General features: G+C 63.9%; 14 protein-coding genes. 6 read left to right on the plus strand and 8 right to left on the minus strand.

Features of this window, described 5'->3' with window-relative positions; genetic code table 11:
• Positions 1 to 57 precede the first annotated feature (57 nt).
• Positions 58 to 1,086, plus strand: coding sequence for an alpha/beta fold hydrolase (locus V6657_RS25520; protein ID WP_082170110.1), 1,029 nt, complete (start codon positions 58 to 60; stop codon positions 1,084 to 1,086).
• A 13-nt stretch (positions 1,087 to 1,099) separates the two neighbouring features.
• Here V6657_RS25520 and V6657_RS25525 read toward each other — a convergent pair whose 3' ends face one another.
• Entirely contained in the window at positions 1,100 to 2,725 is a 1,626-nt protein-coding gene (locus V6657_RS25525; protein ID WP_048932124.1) for a bifunctional aspartate transaminase/aspartate 4-decarboxylase, read from the minus strand.
• A gap of 69 nt (positions 2,726 to 2,794) precedes the next feature.
• Positions 2,795 to 4,480: an aspartate-alanine antiporter gene (aspT, locus tag V6657_RS25530; RefSeq protein WP_048932125.1), complete on the minus strand. Its 1,686-nt coding sequence runs from the start codon at positions 4,478 to 4,480 to the stop codon at positions 2,795 to 2,797.
• 345 nt (positions 4,481 to 4,825) lie between these two features.
• On the opposite strand from aspT, the gene V6657_RS25535 reads away from it, so the two are divergent.
• Entirely contained in the window at positions 4,826 to 5,023 is a 198-nt protein-coding gene (locus V6657_RS25535; RefSeq protein ID WP_048932126.1) for a hypothetical protein, read from the plus strand.
• A 36-nt stretch (positions 5,024 to 5,059) separates the two neighbouring features.
• Here the strand turns inward: V6657_RS25535 and V6657_RS25540 are convergent, their stop codons facing one another.
• Positions 5,060 to 5,602: a surface-adhesin E family protein gene (locus tag V6657_RS25540; RefSeq protein ID WP_048932127.1), complete on the minus strand. Its 543-nt coding sequence runs from the start codon at positions 5,600 to 5,602 to the stop codon at positions 5,060 to 5,062.
• 65 nt (positions 5,603 to 5,667) lie between these two features.
• Complete coding sequence (locus V6657_RS25545) at positions 5,668 to 6,540, minus strand: D-amino-acid transaminase (protein WP_048932128.1); 873 nt, start codon at positions 6,538 to 6,540, stop codon at positions 5,668 to 5,670.
• Between the two features lie 177 nt (positions 6,541 to 6,717).
• On the opposite strand from V6657_RS25545, the gene V6657_RS25550 reads away from it, so the two are divergent.
• Both V6657_RS25550 and V6657_RS25555 read left to right on the plus strand, forming a co-directional pair.
• Positions 6,718 to 7,227: a GNAT family N-acetyltransferase gene (locus V6657_RS25550; protein ID WP_048932129.1), complete on the plus strand. Its 510-nt coding sequence runs from the start codon at positions 6,718 to 6,720 to the stop codon at positions 7,225 to 7,227.
• 105 nt (positions 7,228 to 7,332) lie between these two features.
• Complete coding sequence (locus V6657_RS25555; protein ID WP_048932130.1) at positions 7,333 to 7,674, plus strand: hypothetical protein; 342 nt, start codon at positions 7,333 to 7,335, stop codon at positions 7,672 to 7,674.
• 18 nt (positions 7,675 to 7,692) lie between these two features.
• Here V6657_RS25555 and V6657_RS25560 read toward each other — a convergent pair whose 3' ends face one another.
• From V6657_RS25560 to V6657_RS25575, 4 genes are all read right to left on the minus strand, one after another.
• The gene (locus V6657_RS25560; RefSeq protein ID WP_048932131.1) at positions 7,693 to 8,436 is read right to left on the minus strand and encodes an ABC transporter ATP-binding protein; all 744 of its coding nucleotides are present in this window, start codon (positions 8,434 to 8,436) and stop codon (positions 7,693 to 7,695) included.
• Positions 8,437 to 8,447: 11 nt separating this feature from the next.
• Entirely contained in the window at positions 8,448 to 10,274 is a 1,827-nt protein-coding gene (locus V6657_RS25565; protein ID WP_048932132.1) for an ATP-binding cassette domain-containing protein, read from the minus strand.
• A gap of 4 nt (positions 10,275 to 10,278) precedes the next feature.
• Positions 10,279 to 11,331: a branched-chain amino acid ABC transporter permease gene (locus V6657_RS25570; protein ID WP_048932133.1), complete on the minus strand. Its 1,053-nt coding sequence runs from the start codon at positions 11,329 to 11,331 to the stop codon at positions 10,279 to 10,281.
• Positions 11,332 to 11,456: 125 nt separating this feature from the next.
• On the minus strand, positions 11,457 to 12,341 hold the full coding sequence (locus V6657_RS25575) for an IclR family transcriptional regulator (RefSeq protein ID WP_048932134.1): 885 nt from the start codon (positions 12,339 to 12,341) through the stop codon (positions 11,457 to 11,459).
• A 296-nt stretch (positions 12,342 to 12,637) separates the two neighbouring features.
• On the opposite strand from V6657_RS25575, the gene V6657_RS25580 reads away from it, so the two are divergent.
• Positions 12,638 to 13,597, plus strand: coding sequence for an MBL fold metallo-hydrolase (locus V6657_RS25580; RefSeq protein WP_021193912.1), 960 nt, complete (start codon positions 12,638 to 12,640; stop codon positions 13,595 to 13,597).
• A 75-nt stretch (positions 13,598 to 13,672) separates the two neighbouring features.
• The gene (locus V6657_RS25585) at positions 13,673 to 15,352 is read left to right on the plus strand and encodes an FAD-dependent oxidoreductase (RefSeq protein ID WP_048932135.1); all 1,680 of its coding nucleotides are present in this window, start codon (positions 13,673 to 13,675) and stop codon (positions 15,350 to 15,352) included.
• Position 15,353 lies beyond the last annotated feature (1 nt).

A 15,353-nucleotide genomic window follows, 5' to 3' on the forward strand; every position in this document is an offset into this window, starting at 1 on the left:
CGGCCCCTACCATGCCATCGATCAATGTCACCATCAGATCGACATGGAGACCCGCCGATGCCCACGCCAGCCGTTCCCACGCGCCCTGATACGCATCCGGATTTACGCCAGACGCGCGGCCATCCCCAATCCGTTCAGCGGTCTTCCCACGTCGTGCGCTCAGGCGGCGTGCGCTTGCATGCGCGCCTGACGCAGCCTAGGGATGACGCTGCCCGGCAGCGCCCCGCCATCGTTCTCGTACACGGGTATCCCGACGACAGTTCGGTCTGGGACGGCGTGCGCGATGCACTGGCGCGCCATAGCCGCGTCATCACCTTCGACGTGCGCGGTGCGGGCCTGTCCGACGCCCCGGCCGACACCACCGGCTACCGCATCCCGCAGTTCGTCGATGACCTCGCCGCGGTGGCGGATGCGCTGCTGCCGGGAGAACCATTCCACCTGGTCGGGCACGACTGGGGCTCGATCCACAGCTGGGAATCGGTGACGACCGACCGCCTGCGCGGACGCATCGCCTCATACACGTCGATCTCAGGACCGTGCCTGGATCACGTCGGCCACTGGATGCGGGCACAGCTCGACACCGGCACCTGGGCGGCCAGGCGCGCGGTGTGGAAGCAGCGGCTGCAGTCGTGGTATGTGGGGGTTTTCCACCTGCCGCTGGTACCGGAATGGTCGTGGCGGCTGTGGATGGCGCGCGCATGGCCGTGGTGGCTGCGCAAGACGGAAGGCATACGCGGTGCGGAGCAACGGCCATCGCTGGTGCGCGACGCATGCAATGGTGTGCGGATGTACCGCGCCAATTTTCGCGAGCGGCTGGCCCGCCCGCAGGCACGTGCGCCGCATGCCCCCGTGCAACTGATCGTGCCGACACGGGATCGCTACGTGAGTCCCGCCATCACCCGTGCGGTGGAGGCTTGGGTAGCGCACTACTGGCGGCACGAGATCGACGCCGGCCATTGGCTGCCGCTGCGCCGGCCCGACTGGGTGGCGGACTGCATCCGCCGCTTTGCCGACTACGTGGAATCTGGCAACGAACCCGCCGCATTGCAACGGGCCCGCGTGGCCGGCACGTTGGTACCGGCCTGATCTTGCGAACGCGTTACTTACCGCCCTCATCCAGCCAGCGCTGGTGGTATTCCTCCAGCAAGCGCTGCAGCGTTGCACCAATGCGGATGTAGTCCGGCTCGTTCAAGTTGGCCAGCGACACGCGCACCGATGGGTTGAGTGCGCCAAAGCCATTGCCGGGCAGCAGTACCACGCCGCTTTCCTTGGCCAGGCGGAACAGCACATCCGCCGGTTTGGTCTTGCTACGGAACCACTGCACGAAAGCCTCGCCGTAGGTCTTGCGGCCCACCACTTCGGCGTCGAGGATGTTGTAGTACGCCACGTCATTCTCATCCGCATCGTCCTCAATGCCGAGGGCCTGATACAGAGCAGCCTTGCGCCCGCGCACCAGGCGTTTGACTGCCGCCTTGTAGGCATCCGGCTGATCCATGAGCGCGTACAGCGAGAACAGCGCCATCTGCACTTGCTGCGGCGTCGACAGACCTGCCGTGTGGTTCAGCGCCACGGTGCGGCTATCGGCCACCAGGCGATCAATGAACTTGAGCTGATCCGGTTCGGTCGTGATGGACGCATAGCGCTGGTGCAGGATCTTTCGCTTGTCTTCTGGCAGTGCGGCCAGCTTATCGTCCAGCACGTTCTTCTCATGCGTGGCGATGGTGCCCAGGCGCCAACCCGTCGCACCGAAGTATTTGGAGTACGAATACACGAGGATCGTGTTGTACGGCGCCACCGCAAACAGCGAGACAAAGTCATCCGCAAACGTGCCGTACACATCGTCGGTCAGGATGATGAGATCGTTGCCGGCCTTGTGGCGCTCGTCCACGATGGCCTTGAGCTTCTTCAGGCCGTCTTCGGAAATCTTGACCGACGGCGGGTTGCTCGGGTTGACCAGGAAGAACGCCTTCACGCTCGGATCGCGCAGCTTGTCGAGTTCTTCGTTGGTGTATTGCCAGCCATTGAATGGGTCCGCATTGAGCTTGACCTCGACAAGCTGGAAGCTGTTGAGCTCCGGAATCTCGATGTACGGTGTAAAGATCGGCATGCCCAGCGCAATCTTGTCGCCGGCATTGAGCAGGAAGTTCTCCTTGAGCGTGCTGAACAGATAGGTCATCGCCGCCGTACCGCCCTCCACGGCAAACAGATCAAACTGGCCGACGAATGGCGCATTGCCGATCATTTCCTGCTTCAGATAGCGCGCGGCAATCTGCTCACTGATCTTCAGCATGCGGTCGGGCACCGGATAGTTGCAGCCGAGAATGCCGTTCACCATCTCCGCCAGAAAATCCTCGGCAGACAGGCCAAGCTGATCGCGCACGTACGACACAGCGTGGTGCAAAAACTTCACGCCAGGCACCTCTGCGTTGCGGCGTGCAAAGCTTTCAAAGCGCGCCTCAAAGCCTTGCTTGGTGGGGATTCCGCCAATCTTCTCGGCTAGGTACGAGAATGAGCGCTCGGACTCCTCCAGCGCGAACAGGCCAAGTTGGAAGAAACCATGGCGCGGCTCCAATGCCAGGAAGTTTGGATTGCCGCGCCCGGCATTGAGCATGATGCGTTGCGAATCGCTCTGCGCGAGCTGGATCAGCACGTCCTTCAGTTCAAACGGGCTCAGTTGCCCAAGGGCTTCCAGCTCCTTGGATTTTTGCGTCGGATTGGTAGTCATCGCAGGTTCCCGTGGATGCGGCGTTGGCGAAGGGCAGCCCACCACGCGGGTAGCAGGCCGAAGAGACGCTCAGGCGAAGGCGATCACAAGCGGACCCAGCAGGGTCAGCAGCACGTTCGCCAGCGCGTAGGTAATGGCAAAGGGGATGGTCGGCACACTGCTCTCGGCTTTCTCCAGCACACCGCCAAATGCAGGGTTGGCCGAACGCGCGCCTGACAGTGCACCCGCCAGCACGGCAACGTTGTCGTAGCGGAGCACATAGCGGCCGAACAGGTAGGTCAAGATCAACGGCACCATCGTGACGATCACGCCGGCAATGAAGATCGACACGCCGCTCTTCTGCAGCGTCGCCCACGCTTGCGCGCCGGAGCCCAGCCCCACGCATGCGACGAATGCGGCTAAGCCCATGTCCTTGAGGATTTGCGATGCCGCGTTCGGCAACTGGCCAAAGGTCGGGTGCTTGCCGCGCAGCCAGCCAAACACCAGCCCCGAGAGCAGCGCTCCGCCGCCACTGCCCAGCGTGAGGGGAATACCGCCCACCTTTGCCACCAGCGTGCCGATCAGCAAACCGACCAGCACGCCCAGACCGAGATAAACGAAGTCCGTCTTGTCGCCAGGCGGCACGGGATAGCCGACTTCGGCGGAGGCGCGCTTGATGTCGGACGGTGCGCCGTGCAGCGTGACGACATCACCGTGCAGCATGATGGTGCCGTCCAGCAGCGGCACGGCCTTGCCCATGCGCGTGATGCGCGCGATGTACACGCCGTGCTTCATGTCGCGCGTGGCCTGTGCCTTCAACTCGCCCAGCGTCTTGTGGCTTGCGCCCTTGCGCGTGAACACGACGTCGCGCACCTGCAGCGGCTGGTCCATGTCGGAAGACATGGCAGATTCATCGCCCAGCAGCGTCCAGGCCTTGGCGGCGGCTTCGCGACGGCCGATCAGCAGAACGCGGTCGGCGCGCTGCAACTTCAACGTCGGCTCGATGGCGATTTCCTCGCCGTTGCGCAGGACGCGTTCGATGGTGATGCCATCGTCCAGCGTGGTTTCGACTTCCTCCACGGTCTTGCCCGCACCCGTGGTCACGTCGTACACGCGCCCCACCAGCGCCGGCAGCGACGCCACCTCGCCCTGCTCCAGCGGACGCTTGCCGCCGGCCATTTCAAGCTCGGCTTTCTTGGCATCGTCGCGCAGCTCACGCCCCATCAGGCGCGGCAGAATATTCACGCACATGATGATGGCGCCCAGGCTGCCGAACACGTAAGTCACCGCGTAGCCGATGGCCACGTTCGACTGCAGGCGTGCCACCTCATCGGCGGGCAGGCCCATGCGTGACAGGGCATCGCCCGCCGTGCCGATGACAGCCGACTGTGTCATGCCACCCGCCGCAATGCCTGCAGTCAGCCCCTTGTCGAAGCCGAACAGCTTGCCGCAGACAAGAATGGTGACCAGGCCGCTCACCGCAAGAAACACCGCCATGGCGATCTCGCGCAGCGTGCTGCGATTGAGGGAGCTGAAGAACTGCGGCCCACTTTCGTAGCCAACCGCATAGATGAAGAGCGCGAACATGATGCTTTTCACGCCAGAATCGATCGTCACGCCAAACTGGCTGATCAGCACCGCGGCAATCAGCGAGCCGCCCACACCACCGATCTGAAACTTGCCGAAGTTGATCTTGCCGACCGCGTAGCCAATGGCAAGCGACAGAAAGAGCGCCGTCTCCGGCACGCTTTTGAACACGGTGTGAATCCAATCCATGGGCAGCGACTCTCCGGAAGGTCTTACGGGCTTGTCTGGTTGGCCAAACAAACAGACATCAATCAGGCGCCACGCCATGTGGCGCGCAACACGCCCGTGGACCTTAGAAGCTACGCATCGGCGATGTCAATTTCACAAAATTTAACTGCCACGGCACATATTTAATGTTTTGCATTAGAAGATTGCGCCCAACGCAAACGTTGACGTGCCTGCATCTCGCTGCAATCATCGACCGCCAATAACACCGCTGACGGCCTGCCACGACCTGGCGCCCGGACAGCCCGAGCCGCCGGCTTCGCGCAAACCGCGACGCCCGGTCATCGATACAAAGACAGGGACAAGACGATGAAAAGCAAAGTGGTGGTCTACGGACCGCTCTACGGGAAGTGGTACGCGATTCTGGTCAACGACGGCGTGGCCGAAGAATCGAGTCAGTTCGGATCGTACGAAGCCGCCATGGGCTTCGCTTCAAACCGATATCCGGAGCTTGAGCAGGAGCGACAGCCCTACGCGCGGGGCCGGGAGGAAGAAGCGCAGGTCTGAGGCAGCGCATCAACGCTGCCTCTGTGCTTTCGCGTATCAGTGCGGGTGCACTGAACAGAAACGCCCCGCAATCCAGTCGAACACGCTGCCCTCGCGAAGTGAGCGGCTTTGCGCGTCTTCGCCATAGCGGATCTGGTACAGCGGTTTGCCACTGGCGTTACGCGTGCGGTAGAGCGTCTGCGCAATCACCGTGTAAGTGCGCTGCGCGCAGTCGAGCACCACCTGCTTGACCGACGAGCGGATCGGTTGGCCGTCAGATGTCTTGATCGTGAAATCGGGCAGGACGTTGCGCAACAGCTTGAAGTGCACGGTGGGTGTGCCGGCTTGCGCCTCCACCTGCGGCTGGACAGATTGCTTGTCGACGTACGACACCACGCCGGTGGCGCCGACGAAGCGACGCCAGCGATCATCGTCGCTGGCACGCTCGGGCGCTGCGGATGCGGCGGGGGTTGCGGACATGGCCGGCGCAGCCGCCGACGTGGATACGGTTTGAGCGAACGCGGGCATTGCTGCCCACTGCGCAACAACCAATAAGGTTGCTGCGATGGCACCTTGCGGGCGCCAGCCTCCTGTCTTCATGGGTGGTCTCGCCTTGCTGCAAAAACTGAGCGGGCGATTTTACCGCGTCGGCTCAACCGTTCTCGTCACACCTGGTCGACCGGTTCCGCAGCGTCAATACCGGCAAAGCGCAGATACAGCGCGCGCAATGCCTGCGTCAGCGGGCCCGGCTGTCCGCTGCCGATCTTCACGCCATCAATGGACGCCACCGGCATCACGAACGTCGATGCGCTGGTGTAGAACGCCTCGGCAGCTTGCTGGGCTTCCTGCACGGTGAAAGTCCGTTCTTCCAACGTCAGGCCGTGCTCGCGCGCCAGCGCCATGATCGACACGCGCGTGATGCCCGGCAGCACGGCGTTCGACAGCGGGCGCGTGATCAGGCGCTTGTCTGCGGTGATGATGAAGGCGGTGGACGACGCGCCTTCGGTCACGCGGTCGCCATCGGTCATCCAGGCTTCATGCGCGCCAGCTGCGGCGGCCATCTGCTTGGCCATCACCTGCGGCAGCAGGCCGACGCTCTTGATATCACAGCGTTTCCAGCGCAGGTCGGGCACCGTCACCACGGTCGCGCCCTTGCGTGCGAGCGGGCTGTCGACGATGGTTTTGACCTGCGTGAAGGCCACCGCGGTGGGCGTGATGCTGGCGGGAATGCCGAAGTCGCGCTCGGCCACGCCACGCGTGACCTGCATATAGACGACACCCTCTTCCAGGCCGTTGCGCGCGACCAGTTCTTCGCACACGCGCGTCCATTCGGCTTCGCTGTGCGGGTTCTCGATGTCGATGGCAGACAACGAGCGCGTCAGGCGCGCGAGATGCGCATCGCTGTCGACGAGCTTGCCGCGCGCGACAGCGGTCACTTCGTAAATGCCATCGGCAAAGGTGAAGCCGCGATCCATGATGGAGACGGTGGCGTCGGCGGCGGGCACATATTGGCCGTTCAGGAAGACGATTCGGGACATGCTGGGCGGGAAAAGATTCGTGGCGGGCGGGACTGCCCTGCCATGGAATCTAAAGGATACGTGGGCCGCACCGCGAATAGCATTGTGCGCCCGGGTTATGCGCAAACGGCATGACGCGCCAGAAGCGTCCGGTAGACTTGCAGGTTTTCCGGAGGCTTCCGGCTACCCTTGCCTGCCATGTCCGACCTCATCATCCGACCTGTTGCCGATACCGATCTGCCGGGCATTCTGGCCGTGCAGCGAGCGTGTTACGGCGATGGGTTCCTGGAACCCGGTGATGCGCTCGCCAGCCGCTGGGCGCGCAGCCCGACCATGTGCCTGGTCGCGTTGCATGGTGCAGCGGTGGTCGGCTACCTGCTCTCGCATGCATGGCATGCATGGACACCGCCCAAACTGCACGTACCACTGCTGGCGGCGGATGCAGCGGACGTACTCTGGTTCGTGCATGACATGGCGATTGCACCGGCAGGCCGCGGCCAGCGCCTGGGCGAGCGACTATACGCAACCGCGTGCACCAGCGCCCAGGCACAGGGCCTGCGTCAATCACGCCTGGTGGCGGTGCAAGGCGCCGATGCCTTCTGGCGCCGCCTCGGTTATCAGTCCACCCACATGGGAAGCACGCAGTTGACGGCGCTGCGCAGCGTCTACGGCGACGACGCTGAGCTGATGGAACGCTCATTGCGCTGAGCGCCCACCGCATCACTCCATTACAATTCGTAACACCCGTATATCTTCTGTAAGACTGCGCGCGCCCCGTTCCACTACAGTGCGGCCGTAGCGAGGATTTCCATCATGCAAAAGAACCTAGCGCTGTGCGCGCTGGCCGCCATTGCGGCGCTGTCGTCCCAGGCTGCCCTGGCCCGAGTGAATGTTGATATCGGCATTGGTGTGCCCGGGCCGGTGTATGTCGCGCCCGCGCCGGTCTATGCGCCCGCGCCGGTCTACGCACCGCCTCCGCCGCCGGCCTACTATGCACCGCCACCCGTCTATGTCGCGCCGCAGCCGGTTATCGTTGCGCCCGGTTACTACGATGATGAGCGCGGCCGTGAATGGCAGGAACGCCAATGGCGCGAGCAGCGCTGGCGTGAGCGCGAATGGCGCAAGCACCATCGTCGCGACGACTACGACGATTGATGCCGCGCCCGGCAGCGCTCAGGCTGCCTTCTTTGCCAGGCCCAGGTAGGTCTCGATCACGCGCGGGTTGACGGCCAGTTCCTGCGCTGGGCCTTCGAGCGTCATATCCCCGGTTTCCAGCACATAGCCGTAATCAGCCACCTGCAGGGCGGCGCGCGCGTTCTGTTCGATCAGCAGCGCCGCTACGCCGGTTTTGCGCAGGTCACTGATGATGTGGAAGATCTCTTTCACGATGAGCGGCGCCAGGCCAAGGCTCGGCTCGTCCAGCATCAGCAACTGCGGCTTGGCCATCAGCGCACGGCCCACGGCCAGCATCTGGCGCTCGCCACCGGACAGCGTGCCGGCTTCCTGTACGCGACGCTCCTTCAGGCGCGGGAACAGGTCGTAGACGACTTCCATCTGATCCAGATAGTTGCGCTCGCCCGCGCGCTTGCGGCGGTAGGCGCCAAGCACGAGGTTGTCCTCGACGCTCATGGTGGCGAACAGCTCGCGCTTTTCCGGCACCAGGCACATGCCGCGCGCCACGCGCTTTTCCACCGGCAGCCCAGTCAGGTTATGACCGAGATACGAGACCACGCCGTTGGCCGAACCGGTGGTCGGCAACGCGCCCATGATGGCGCCCAGCATGGTCGACTTGCCCGCGCCGTTCGGGCCGATGACAGTGACGATCTGCCCCGCCTCCACCTTGAGGTTGGCGCCGTGCAGCGCTTCCACCTTGCCATAGCGGACATGCAGGTCCTTCACTTCGAGAATGATCGACATGCGCGCTCTCCTTATTCCACGCCGCCCAGATAGGCTTCCAGGACGGCCGGGTTCTGCTGCACTTCCTGCGGCAAACCTTCGGCGATCTTGGTGCCGAACTCCATCACGACCAGCCGATCGGTCAGATTCATGACGAAGTCCATGTCGTGCTCGACCAGCAGCACGCTCATGCCTTCGGCCTTCAGCTTGGTGAGCAGTGCGGCCAGGGCCTGCTTCTCCTTGTAGCGCAGGCCGGCTGCGGGTTCGTCCAACAGCAGGAGCGCCGGGTCGCAGCACAGCGCGCGGGCGATTTCCAGAATGCGCTGTTGACCAAGCGCCAGGCTGCCGGCTTCCTGATACATGCAATCCGCCAGGCCCACACGCTCCAGCTGGCGACGCGCCTCGAACAGCAGCTTCTGCTCTTCAGCCTGGTTCATGCGCACCACGCTGGCGAGCACCCCGCCCTGCGCCGCGAAGTCGCCGCGCAGGTGGGCGCCGATCGCCACGTTCTCCAGCACCGTCATGCCCGAGAGCAATTGCACGTGCTGGAAAGTCCGGCCGATGCCGCGCTTGACGATCTCACGCGAGGGCTTGCCGCTGATCTGTTCGCCCCGGTAAAGCACCTCGCCGCGCGTGACCGGCAGCACGCCGGTGACAAGGTTGAAGGTGGTCGACTTGCCCGCACCGTTCGGGCCGATCAGGCCGATGATCTCGCCGGCCTTGACCTGAAAGCTGACGTCGTTCACGGCAACGAGACCCCCAAACTCCTTGCGCGCCGCACGCACGTCGAGGATCAACTCGCCCGCCTGTGGTTTCTCGCGCTGCTTGAGCGCGGGCGCATCGTCCGGCGCGCGGGCCGTCGGCGCCGACGGAAACAGCTTACGGATGAAGGGCCATACGCCATCGCGGGCGTGCTGCAACAACAGCACCAACAGCACACCAAACACGATGATCTCGAAGTTGCCGTTGGAGCCCAGCAGCTTCGGCAAGATGCTCTGCAGGCTGTCCTTCAGGATGGTCAGCAAGCCCGCGCCCAGCACCGCACCCCACACATGGCCCACGCCACCGACCACCGCCATGAACAGATATTCGATGCCGTAGTTCAGGCCGAACGGCGTCGGGTTGACCGCGCGCTGCAAGTGCGCATAGAGAAAGCCCGAGATGCACGCCAGCACGGCCGCAAACACGAAGATCACCACCTTCATCCACGCCGTGTTCACGCCCATCGCCTCGGCCATCGTGCCGCCGCCCTTTAGCGCGCGGATGGCGCGGCCTGGGCGCGAGTTCAACAGGTTCTGCACCACCAGCACCGCCACCACCACGACTGCCCAGATCAGGTAGAACATCTCGCGCCCGGTCTGCAAAGGCTTGCCAAGCACGTTCAGCACGGGAATGCCGTTCAGCCCGTCGTACTTGCCCAGAAACTCCAGATTGCCGAACAGGAAGAACAACGAAAGGCCCCACGCGATGGTCGCCAGCGGCAGGTAGTGGCCCGACATGCGCATCGTGATGAGCCCGATCACATAAGCGCAGACCACCGTGATGACCAGCCCTGCGAGCAAGCCCAGCCACGGAGACAGCTCGTACTGCGTCGTCAGATACGCCGTGCTGTACGCGCCCAGGCCAACAAACGCCGCTTGCCCAAACGAGGTCAGCCCACCCACACCCGTGAGCAGCACAAGACCCAGCGCGACAAGGCTATAGAGCCCGATGTAATTCAACAGCGTGATCCAGAACTCGGGCGTCGGCACCACCGGCACCAGCGCCAGCACGATCACGAAGAGTGCCGTCAACACGCGGTTACGCGAGAACCAGCCGCGCTGGCCGGTCTGGTCAGAAGATTTGGTGAGCGTGTTCATCGGCTTATTCCTCTTCTTCGACGTGCTTGGTGGTGAGCGACCGCCACAGCAGCACGGGGATGATGAGCGTGAACACGATCACCTCCTTGAACGCCGACGCCCAGAACGATGAATACGACTCCAGCAGCCCCACCAGCAGCGCGCCCAGGGCAGCCACCGGATAGCTGACCAACCCGCCGACGATGGCGCCCACGAAACCCTTCAGGCCGATCAGGAAACCGGATTCGTAGTACACCGTGGTGAGGGGCGCGATCAGGATGCCGCACAGCGCGCCCAGCGCCGCCGCCAACGTAAAGGCCAGCCGCCCTGCCTGCGTGGTGCCGATGCCCACCAGCCGCGCCCCGAGCCGGTTCACGGCCGTCGCACGCAGCGCCTTGCCTGACACCGTGCGACCAAAGTAGAAGTACAGCGCCACAATCATCAGCACCGACACCGCGACCACCCACAGGCTCTGGCCCGATACCGAGAGCGCCCCCAGATCAAAGCGCGCATCCGAGAAGGCATCGGTACGCGAGCCTTCCGCGCCGAACATCACAAGGCCCAGCCCCACCATCGCAAAGTGCACGCCCACCGAGACGATCAGCAGCACCAGCGTGCTCGCTTCGGCCAGGGGCTCGTAGGCCAGGCGGTAGATCATCGGCCCCATTGGAATGACGATGAGCAGCGCGAGTGCCACCTGCGCTGCCATCGGCAGTGTCATGGGCGACAGCGCGTTGGCCGCCGCATACACCGCCAGCGGAAAGACAAGATACTTGCCCGCGTAGATCACGCCCGTGCGCAACGCATGCAGGCGCAGTTCGGGTTGCAGCAGCGTGCGGCCCATCTCGACGAGGAAGGTCAGCACGCCAAGGGCCACGAGCATCGACGCGGACAGGGGCGCCTTGTTGGCCTGAATGGCTGCCAGCGTGAGCGCGCCATAAGCGACGAACTCCCCCTGTGGGATGAAGATCACGCGCGTGACCGAAAACACCAGCACGAGCGCCAATGCCAGGAGCGCGTAGATCGCGCCTGATGTCACGCCGTCCTGCGCCAGGATGGCGGCAATCGACAAGTCCATGAGTCTCCTCGTTCTTGTAGTCGTGGCATTCGCGCGAGCATGCAGGCCGCACGAGGGGGCACCACGAGTTACGAGATAGTAAATTTCTTACGAAAGGATAAAATTGGCGAGAACCCTAAGAACCGCTAGCGCGCTGAGCGGGCTCGACGGGCGGCCGCCTTGGCCGGTTCCGGTGCCGGCACCCGCAGCATGGCAGAAAGCTGTGTCACGAAGGCACGCAGCGTGGCTTCCAGTTCGCCGCCGCGTTCCGCATGAAAGAGCGGCTGCAGATTCAGCGCGATGAGTACCAGCTCCAGTTGCCCGCGCTCGCCAAACACCGGTAATGACAGTGCGCTCACTCCGGGCAACAGGCTGCCCGAAACCCACGACGCACCTTCCCTGCGAATGTCTTCACATAAGCGGTAGTAGTCCGTCAGCGAGCGCGGCAGACCCGGCAGATCGTCGCTGGCGCGCTCGTGCAGTTCGCGCTCGACCAGCGGCAGTGTCTGCTCGATCGGCAGATACGCACCGAACAGGCGGCCGGTGGCGGAATTGAGCATCGGCATGACGTCACCGATGCGCAGGTTCACCCCAGGTGCGCCGCCGGCCTTTTCCCAGTGCACGACGGTTGGGCCGCGATCGCTCCACACAGCAATGCCGATGGTGTGGCCGGTCTGGTCACGCATGCCAGCCAGCAAAGGCCGCGTGCGGACGATGGCATCGGTGCGGTTTAGACTCGCCAACCCCAGACGCAGCGCAAAGGGCCCAAGCTCATAACGGCCGGTGAGCGGGTCTTGCGAGACAGCACCCACGCGCTGCAGGCTCACCAGATAGCGATGCGCCTTGGACGGATGCATGCCCGCTGCACGTGCAAGGTCACCCAGCGCCATCGCGCGCATGGCATGCGTCAGCGCCACCAGCAATTGCGAGCCGACCTCGATGGACTGGATACCAGAACGGTCGCGATTTGCGCGCGCATCGTCAGCATCGCCATCGGGTGGCAGATCGTCTTCGACTTCAGTGGTCTCCATGTCCTCGTGGGGGGGCGCAAGTTGGGGTGCACCGGGCGGTGCCGGAGGCGACAAGTGCTGCGAGCGTAGCATGCGGGCCGCCGCCGTTAATGGTGTTTTAATTTTTATGCATTGTAAAAACAATGCTTCTAATCATAATCAACGTATACCCTAGGCGCGCCACCCAACCGTGCGGTCTATGATGGCCAACGTTCGGTCTTGCCTGACATCCGCGTGCCCCCAACCGCGCTTTCACGGCATCTTCACCACCGAAATAAATTCCCCCAACCGTAATTCACTACGACAGGAGTGACAGAATGGCCAAAGCCTTCGCCTCGCAAGCCGACCTCGAGGCCAAACAAGTCACCTTCACCCAGCTCTCTCCCAACGCCTACGCTTACACCGCCGAGGGCGACCCGAACTCGGGCGTCATCATCGGCGACGACTCGGTGCTGATCGTCGACACCACCGCCACCCCAGCGATGGCCCAAGACCTGATCGCCCGCATCCGCGCGATCACCGACAAGCCGATCAAGCACGTGGTGCTGTCGCACTACCACGCAGTGCGCGTGCTGGGCGCGTCGGCCTACTTTGCCGAGGGCGCGCAGAACATCATCGCCAGCCGCGGCACGTACGAAATGATCGTCGAGCGCGGCGAAGCCGATATGAAGTCGGAAATCGAACGCTTCCCTCGCCTGTTCGCGGGTGTCGAAACCGTACCTGGCCTGACCTGGCCGACGCTGGTGTTCGAGCGCGAACTCACACTGTTCCTCGGCAAGCTGGAAGTGAAGATCCTGCACCTGGGCGCCGGTCACACGAAAGGCGACACGGTGGTGTGGATTCCGTCCCAAAAGGTGCTGTTCTCGGGCGACCTGGTTGAATACGACGCCGCCTGCTACTGCGGTGACGCGCAACTCGAAGAGTGGCCCGCCACGCTGGATGCGCTGCGTGCACTGGGTGCCGACAAGCTGGTGCCCGGCCGCGGCCCGGCGCTGCTCAACCCGGCCGAAGTCGACAAGGGCCTCGCCTACACCCGCGATTTCGTCTCGACGCTGCTCGAACGCGGTCGCGAAGCAGTGGCGCAGAAGATGGACCTCAAGGCCGCCATGGCGCACACCCGCGCCGCGATGGACCCGAAGTTTGGCCACGTCTTCATCTACGAACACTGTCTGCCATTTGACGTGACGCGCGCCTTTGACGAAGCCAGCGGCATCAAACACCCGCGTATCTGGACCGCCCAGCGCGATCAGGAAATGTGGGCCGCACTGCAGAACTGACATAGCGGCACCCCTGCCGTGAACGGATTCCACCAACAAAGCGACGGCCAAGACCGTCGCAGGTGCGAGCGAGACATGAACCCCGATTTCCAGAACCGCGTTTTTTCGTACGCGCCGTGCGCTGAACAACAGCCTGGCGCAGCGACCGAGCCCCGCCCCGTCGTGATCGTCGGCGCGGGGCCCGTTGGCCTCGCCACGGCCATCGACCTGGCGCAGCAGGGCGTGCCCGTTGTGGTCGTGGATGACGACTGCACGCTGTCCACCGGCTCGCGTGCCATCTGCTTTTCCAAGCGCTCGCTGGAGATCTTCGACCGCCTTGGCTGCGGCGACCGCATGGTCGACAAGGGCGTGAGCTGGAACGTTGGCAAGGTCTACCTCAAGAACGAACTGCTCTACAGCTTCGACCTGCTGCCCGAAGCCGGCCATCATCGCCCCGCGTTCATCAACCTGCAGCAGTACTACGTCGAAGGCTTTCTCGCTGAACGCGCCCAGGCGCTGCCCAACATCGCGCTGCGCTGGAAGAACAAGGTGACGGGCCTCACGCAGGATGCCGATGGCGTGACGCTCACCATCGAGACGCCCGACGGCACCTACACGCAGCGTGCACAGTATGTAGTCGCCGCCGATGGCTCGCGCAGCCCGGTACGCCACATGATGGGCCTGGAAGCGCATGGCCAGACGTTCAAGGATCGCTTCCTGATCGCCGATGTGCGCATGGACGCGCCGTTCCCAAGCGAGCGTTGGTTCTGGTTCGATCCGCCGTTCCACCCGAACCAATCGGTGCTGCTGCACCACCAGCCCGACAACGTCTGGCGCATCGACTTCCAGCTCGGCTGGGACGCTGATCCGGTGGCCGAGAAGCAACCCGAGCGCGTCATCCCGCGTGTGCGTGCATTGCTGGGCGAAGGCGTCGACTTTGAACTGGAATGGGTCAGCGTCTATACGTTCTCATGTGAGCGCATGGACCGCTTCCGCCATGGCCGCGTGCTGTTCATCGGCGATGCGGCGCATCGTGTGTCGCCCTTCGGCGCGCGTGGTGCCAACAGCGGCCTGCAAGACGCCGAGAACCTCGCGTGGAAGCTGCGCATGGTCCTCAATGGCGACGCCCCCGACACGCTGCTCGACACCTACGCGAGCGAACGCGAATTCGCGGCGGACGACAACATCCGCCACTCCACGCGCTCGACCGATTTCATCACGCCAAAGAGCGCCGTCAGCAGACTCTTTCGCGATGCCACGCTGCGGCTGGCCAAGCACTATCCGTTTGCGCGCACGCTGGTCAACAGCGGGCGGCTGTCGATGCCGACGGTGCTCGCAGACTCGCCGCTGCTGACACCCGATGAGGCACCGTTTGCCAGCGCGCTGGTGCCGGGGGCGGTTGCCCTAGACGCGCCGGTACGCGGTGCCGATGGCCGCGCAGACTGGCTGCTCTCCCACATGCGCGACGGCTTTACCGTGCTGCGCTTCTGCGGTGCCGGCGAACATGTGGATGCGCTGCCCTTGTCCACGCTGGCGATCTTCCCTTCCGGTGGAAAAGGCACGGTTTCGGCCAACGTGACCGCGCTCGAAGACGTCGATGGCCTTGTCGCACAACGCTATGACGCGCGGCCCGGCACGACCTACCTGATCCGCCCGGACCAGCACGTCTGCGCACGCTGGCGCGCGCTCGACCCTGCCAAGCTGACGGCTGCCGTGCTTCGCGCATGCGGCCACGCGGCATCCACCGCAACGCCGCGCGCCACCGCGATCGTCTGAA

It is taken from the genome of Ralstonia sp. RRA, from assembly GCF_037023145.1.
Classification (GTDB): domain Bacteria; phylum Pseudomonadota; class Gammaproteobacteria; order Burkholderiales; family Burkholderiaceae; genus Ralstonia.

Excerpts from the sequence above, each read along its gene's own strand:
- V6657_RS25520 (WP_082170110.1), top strand. The coding sequence starts at position 58 with ATGCCCACGCCAGCCGTTCCCACGCGCCCTGATACGCATCCGGATTTA.
- V6657_RS25525 (WP_048932124.1), bottom strand. The coding sequence starts at position 2,725 with ATGACTACCAATCCGACGCAAAAATCCAAGGAGCTGGAAGCCCTTGGG.
- aspT (WP_048932125.1), bottom strand. The coding sequence starts at position 4,480 with ATGGATTGGATTCACACCGTGTTCAAAAGCGTGCCGGAGACGGCGCTC.
- V6657_RS25535 (WP_048932126.1), top strand. The coding sequence starts at position 4,826 with ATGAAAAGCAAAGTGGTGGTCTACGGACCGCTCTACGGGAAGTGGTAC.
- V6657_RS25540 (WP_048932127.1), bottom strand. The coding sequence starts at position 5,602 with ATGAAGACAGGAGGCTGGCGCCCGCAAGGTGCCATCGCAGCAACCTTA.
- V6657_RS25545 (WP_048932128.1), bottom strand. The coding sequence starts at position 6,540 with ATGTCCCGAATCGTCTTCCTGAACGGCCAATATGTGCCCGCCGCCGAC.
- V6657_RS25550 (WP_048932129.1), top strand. The coding sequence starts at position 6,718 with ATGTCCGACCTCATCATCCGACCTGTTGCCGATACCGATCTGCCGGGC.
- V6657_RS25555 (WP_048932130.1), top strand. The coding sequence starts at position 7,333 with ATGCAAAAGAACCTAGCGCTGTGCGCGCTGGCCGCCATTGCGGCGCTG.
- V6657_RS25560 (WP_048932131.1), bottom strand. The coding sequence starts at position 8,436 with ATGTCGATCATTCTCGAAGTGAAGGACCTGCATGTCCGCTATGGCAAG.
- V6657_RS25565 (WP_048932132.1), bottom strand. The coding sequence starts at position 10,274 with ATGAACACGCTCACCAAATCTTCTGACCAGACCGGCCAGCGCGGCTGG.
- V6657_RS25570 (WP_048932133.1), bottom strand. The coding sequence starts at position 11,331 with ATGGACTTGTCGATTGCCGCCATCCTGGCGCAGGACGGCGTGACATCA.
- V6657_RS25575 (WP_048932134.1), bottom strand. The coding sequence starts at position 12,341 with ATGGAGACCACTGAAGTCGAAGACGATCTGCCACCCGATGGCGATGCT.
- V6657_RS25580 (WP_021193912.1), top strand. The coding sequence starts at position 12,638 with ATGGCCAAAGCCTTCGCCTCGCAAGCCGACCTCGAGGCCAAACAAGTC.
- V6657_RS25585 (WP_048932135.1), top strand. The coding sequence starts at position 13,673 with ATGAACCCCGATTTCCAGAACCGCGTTTTTTCGTACGCGCCGTGCGCT.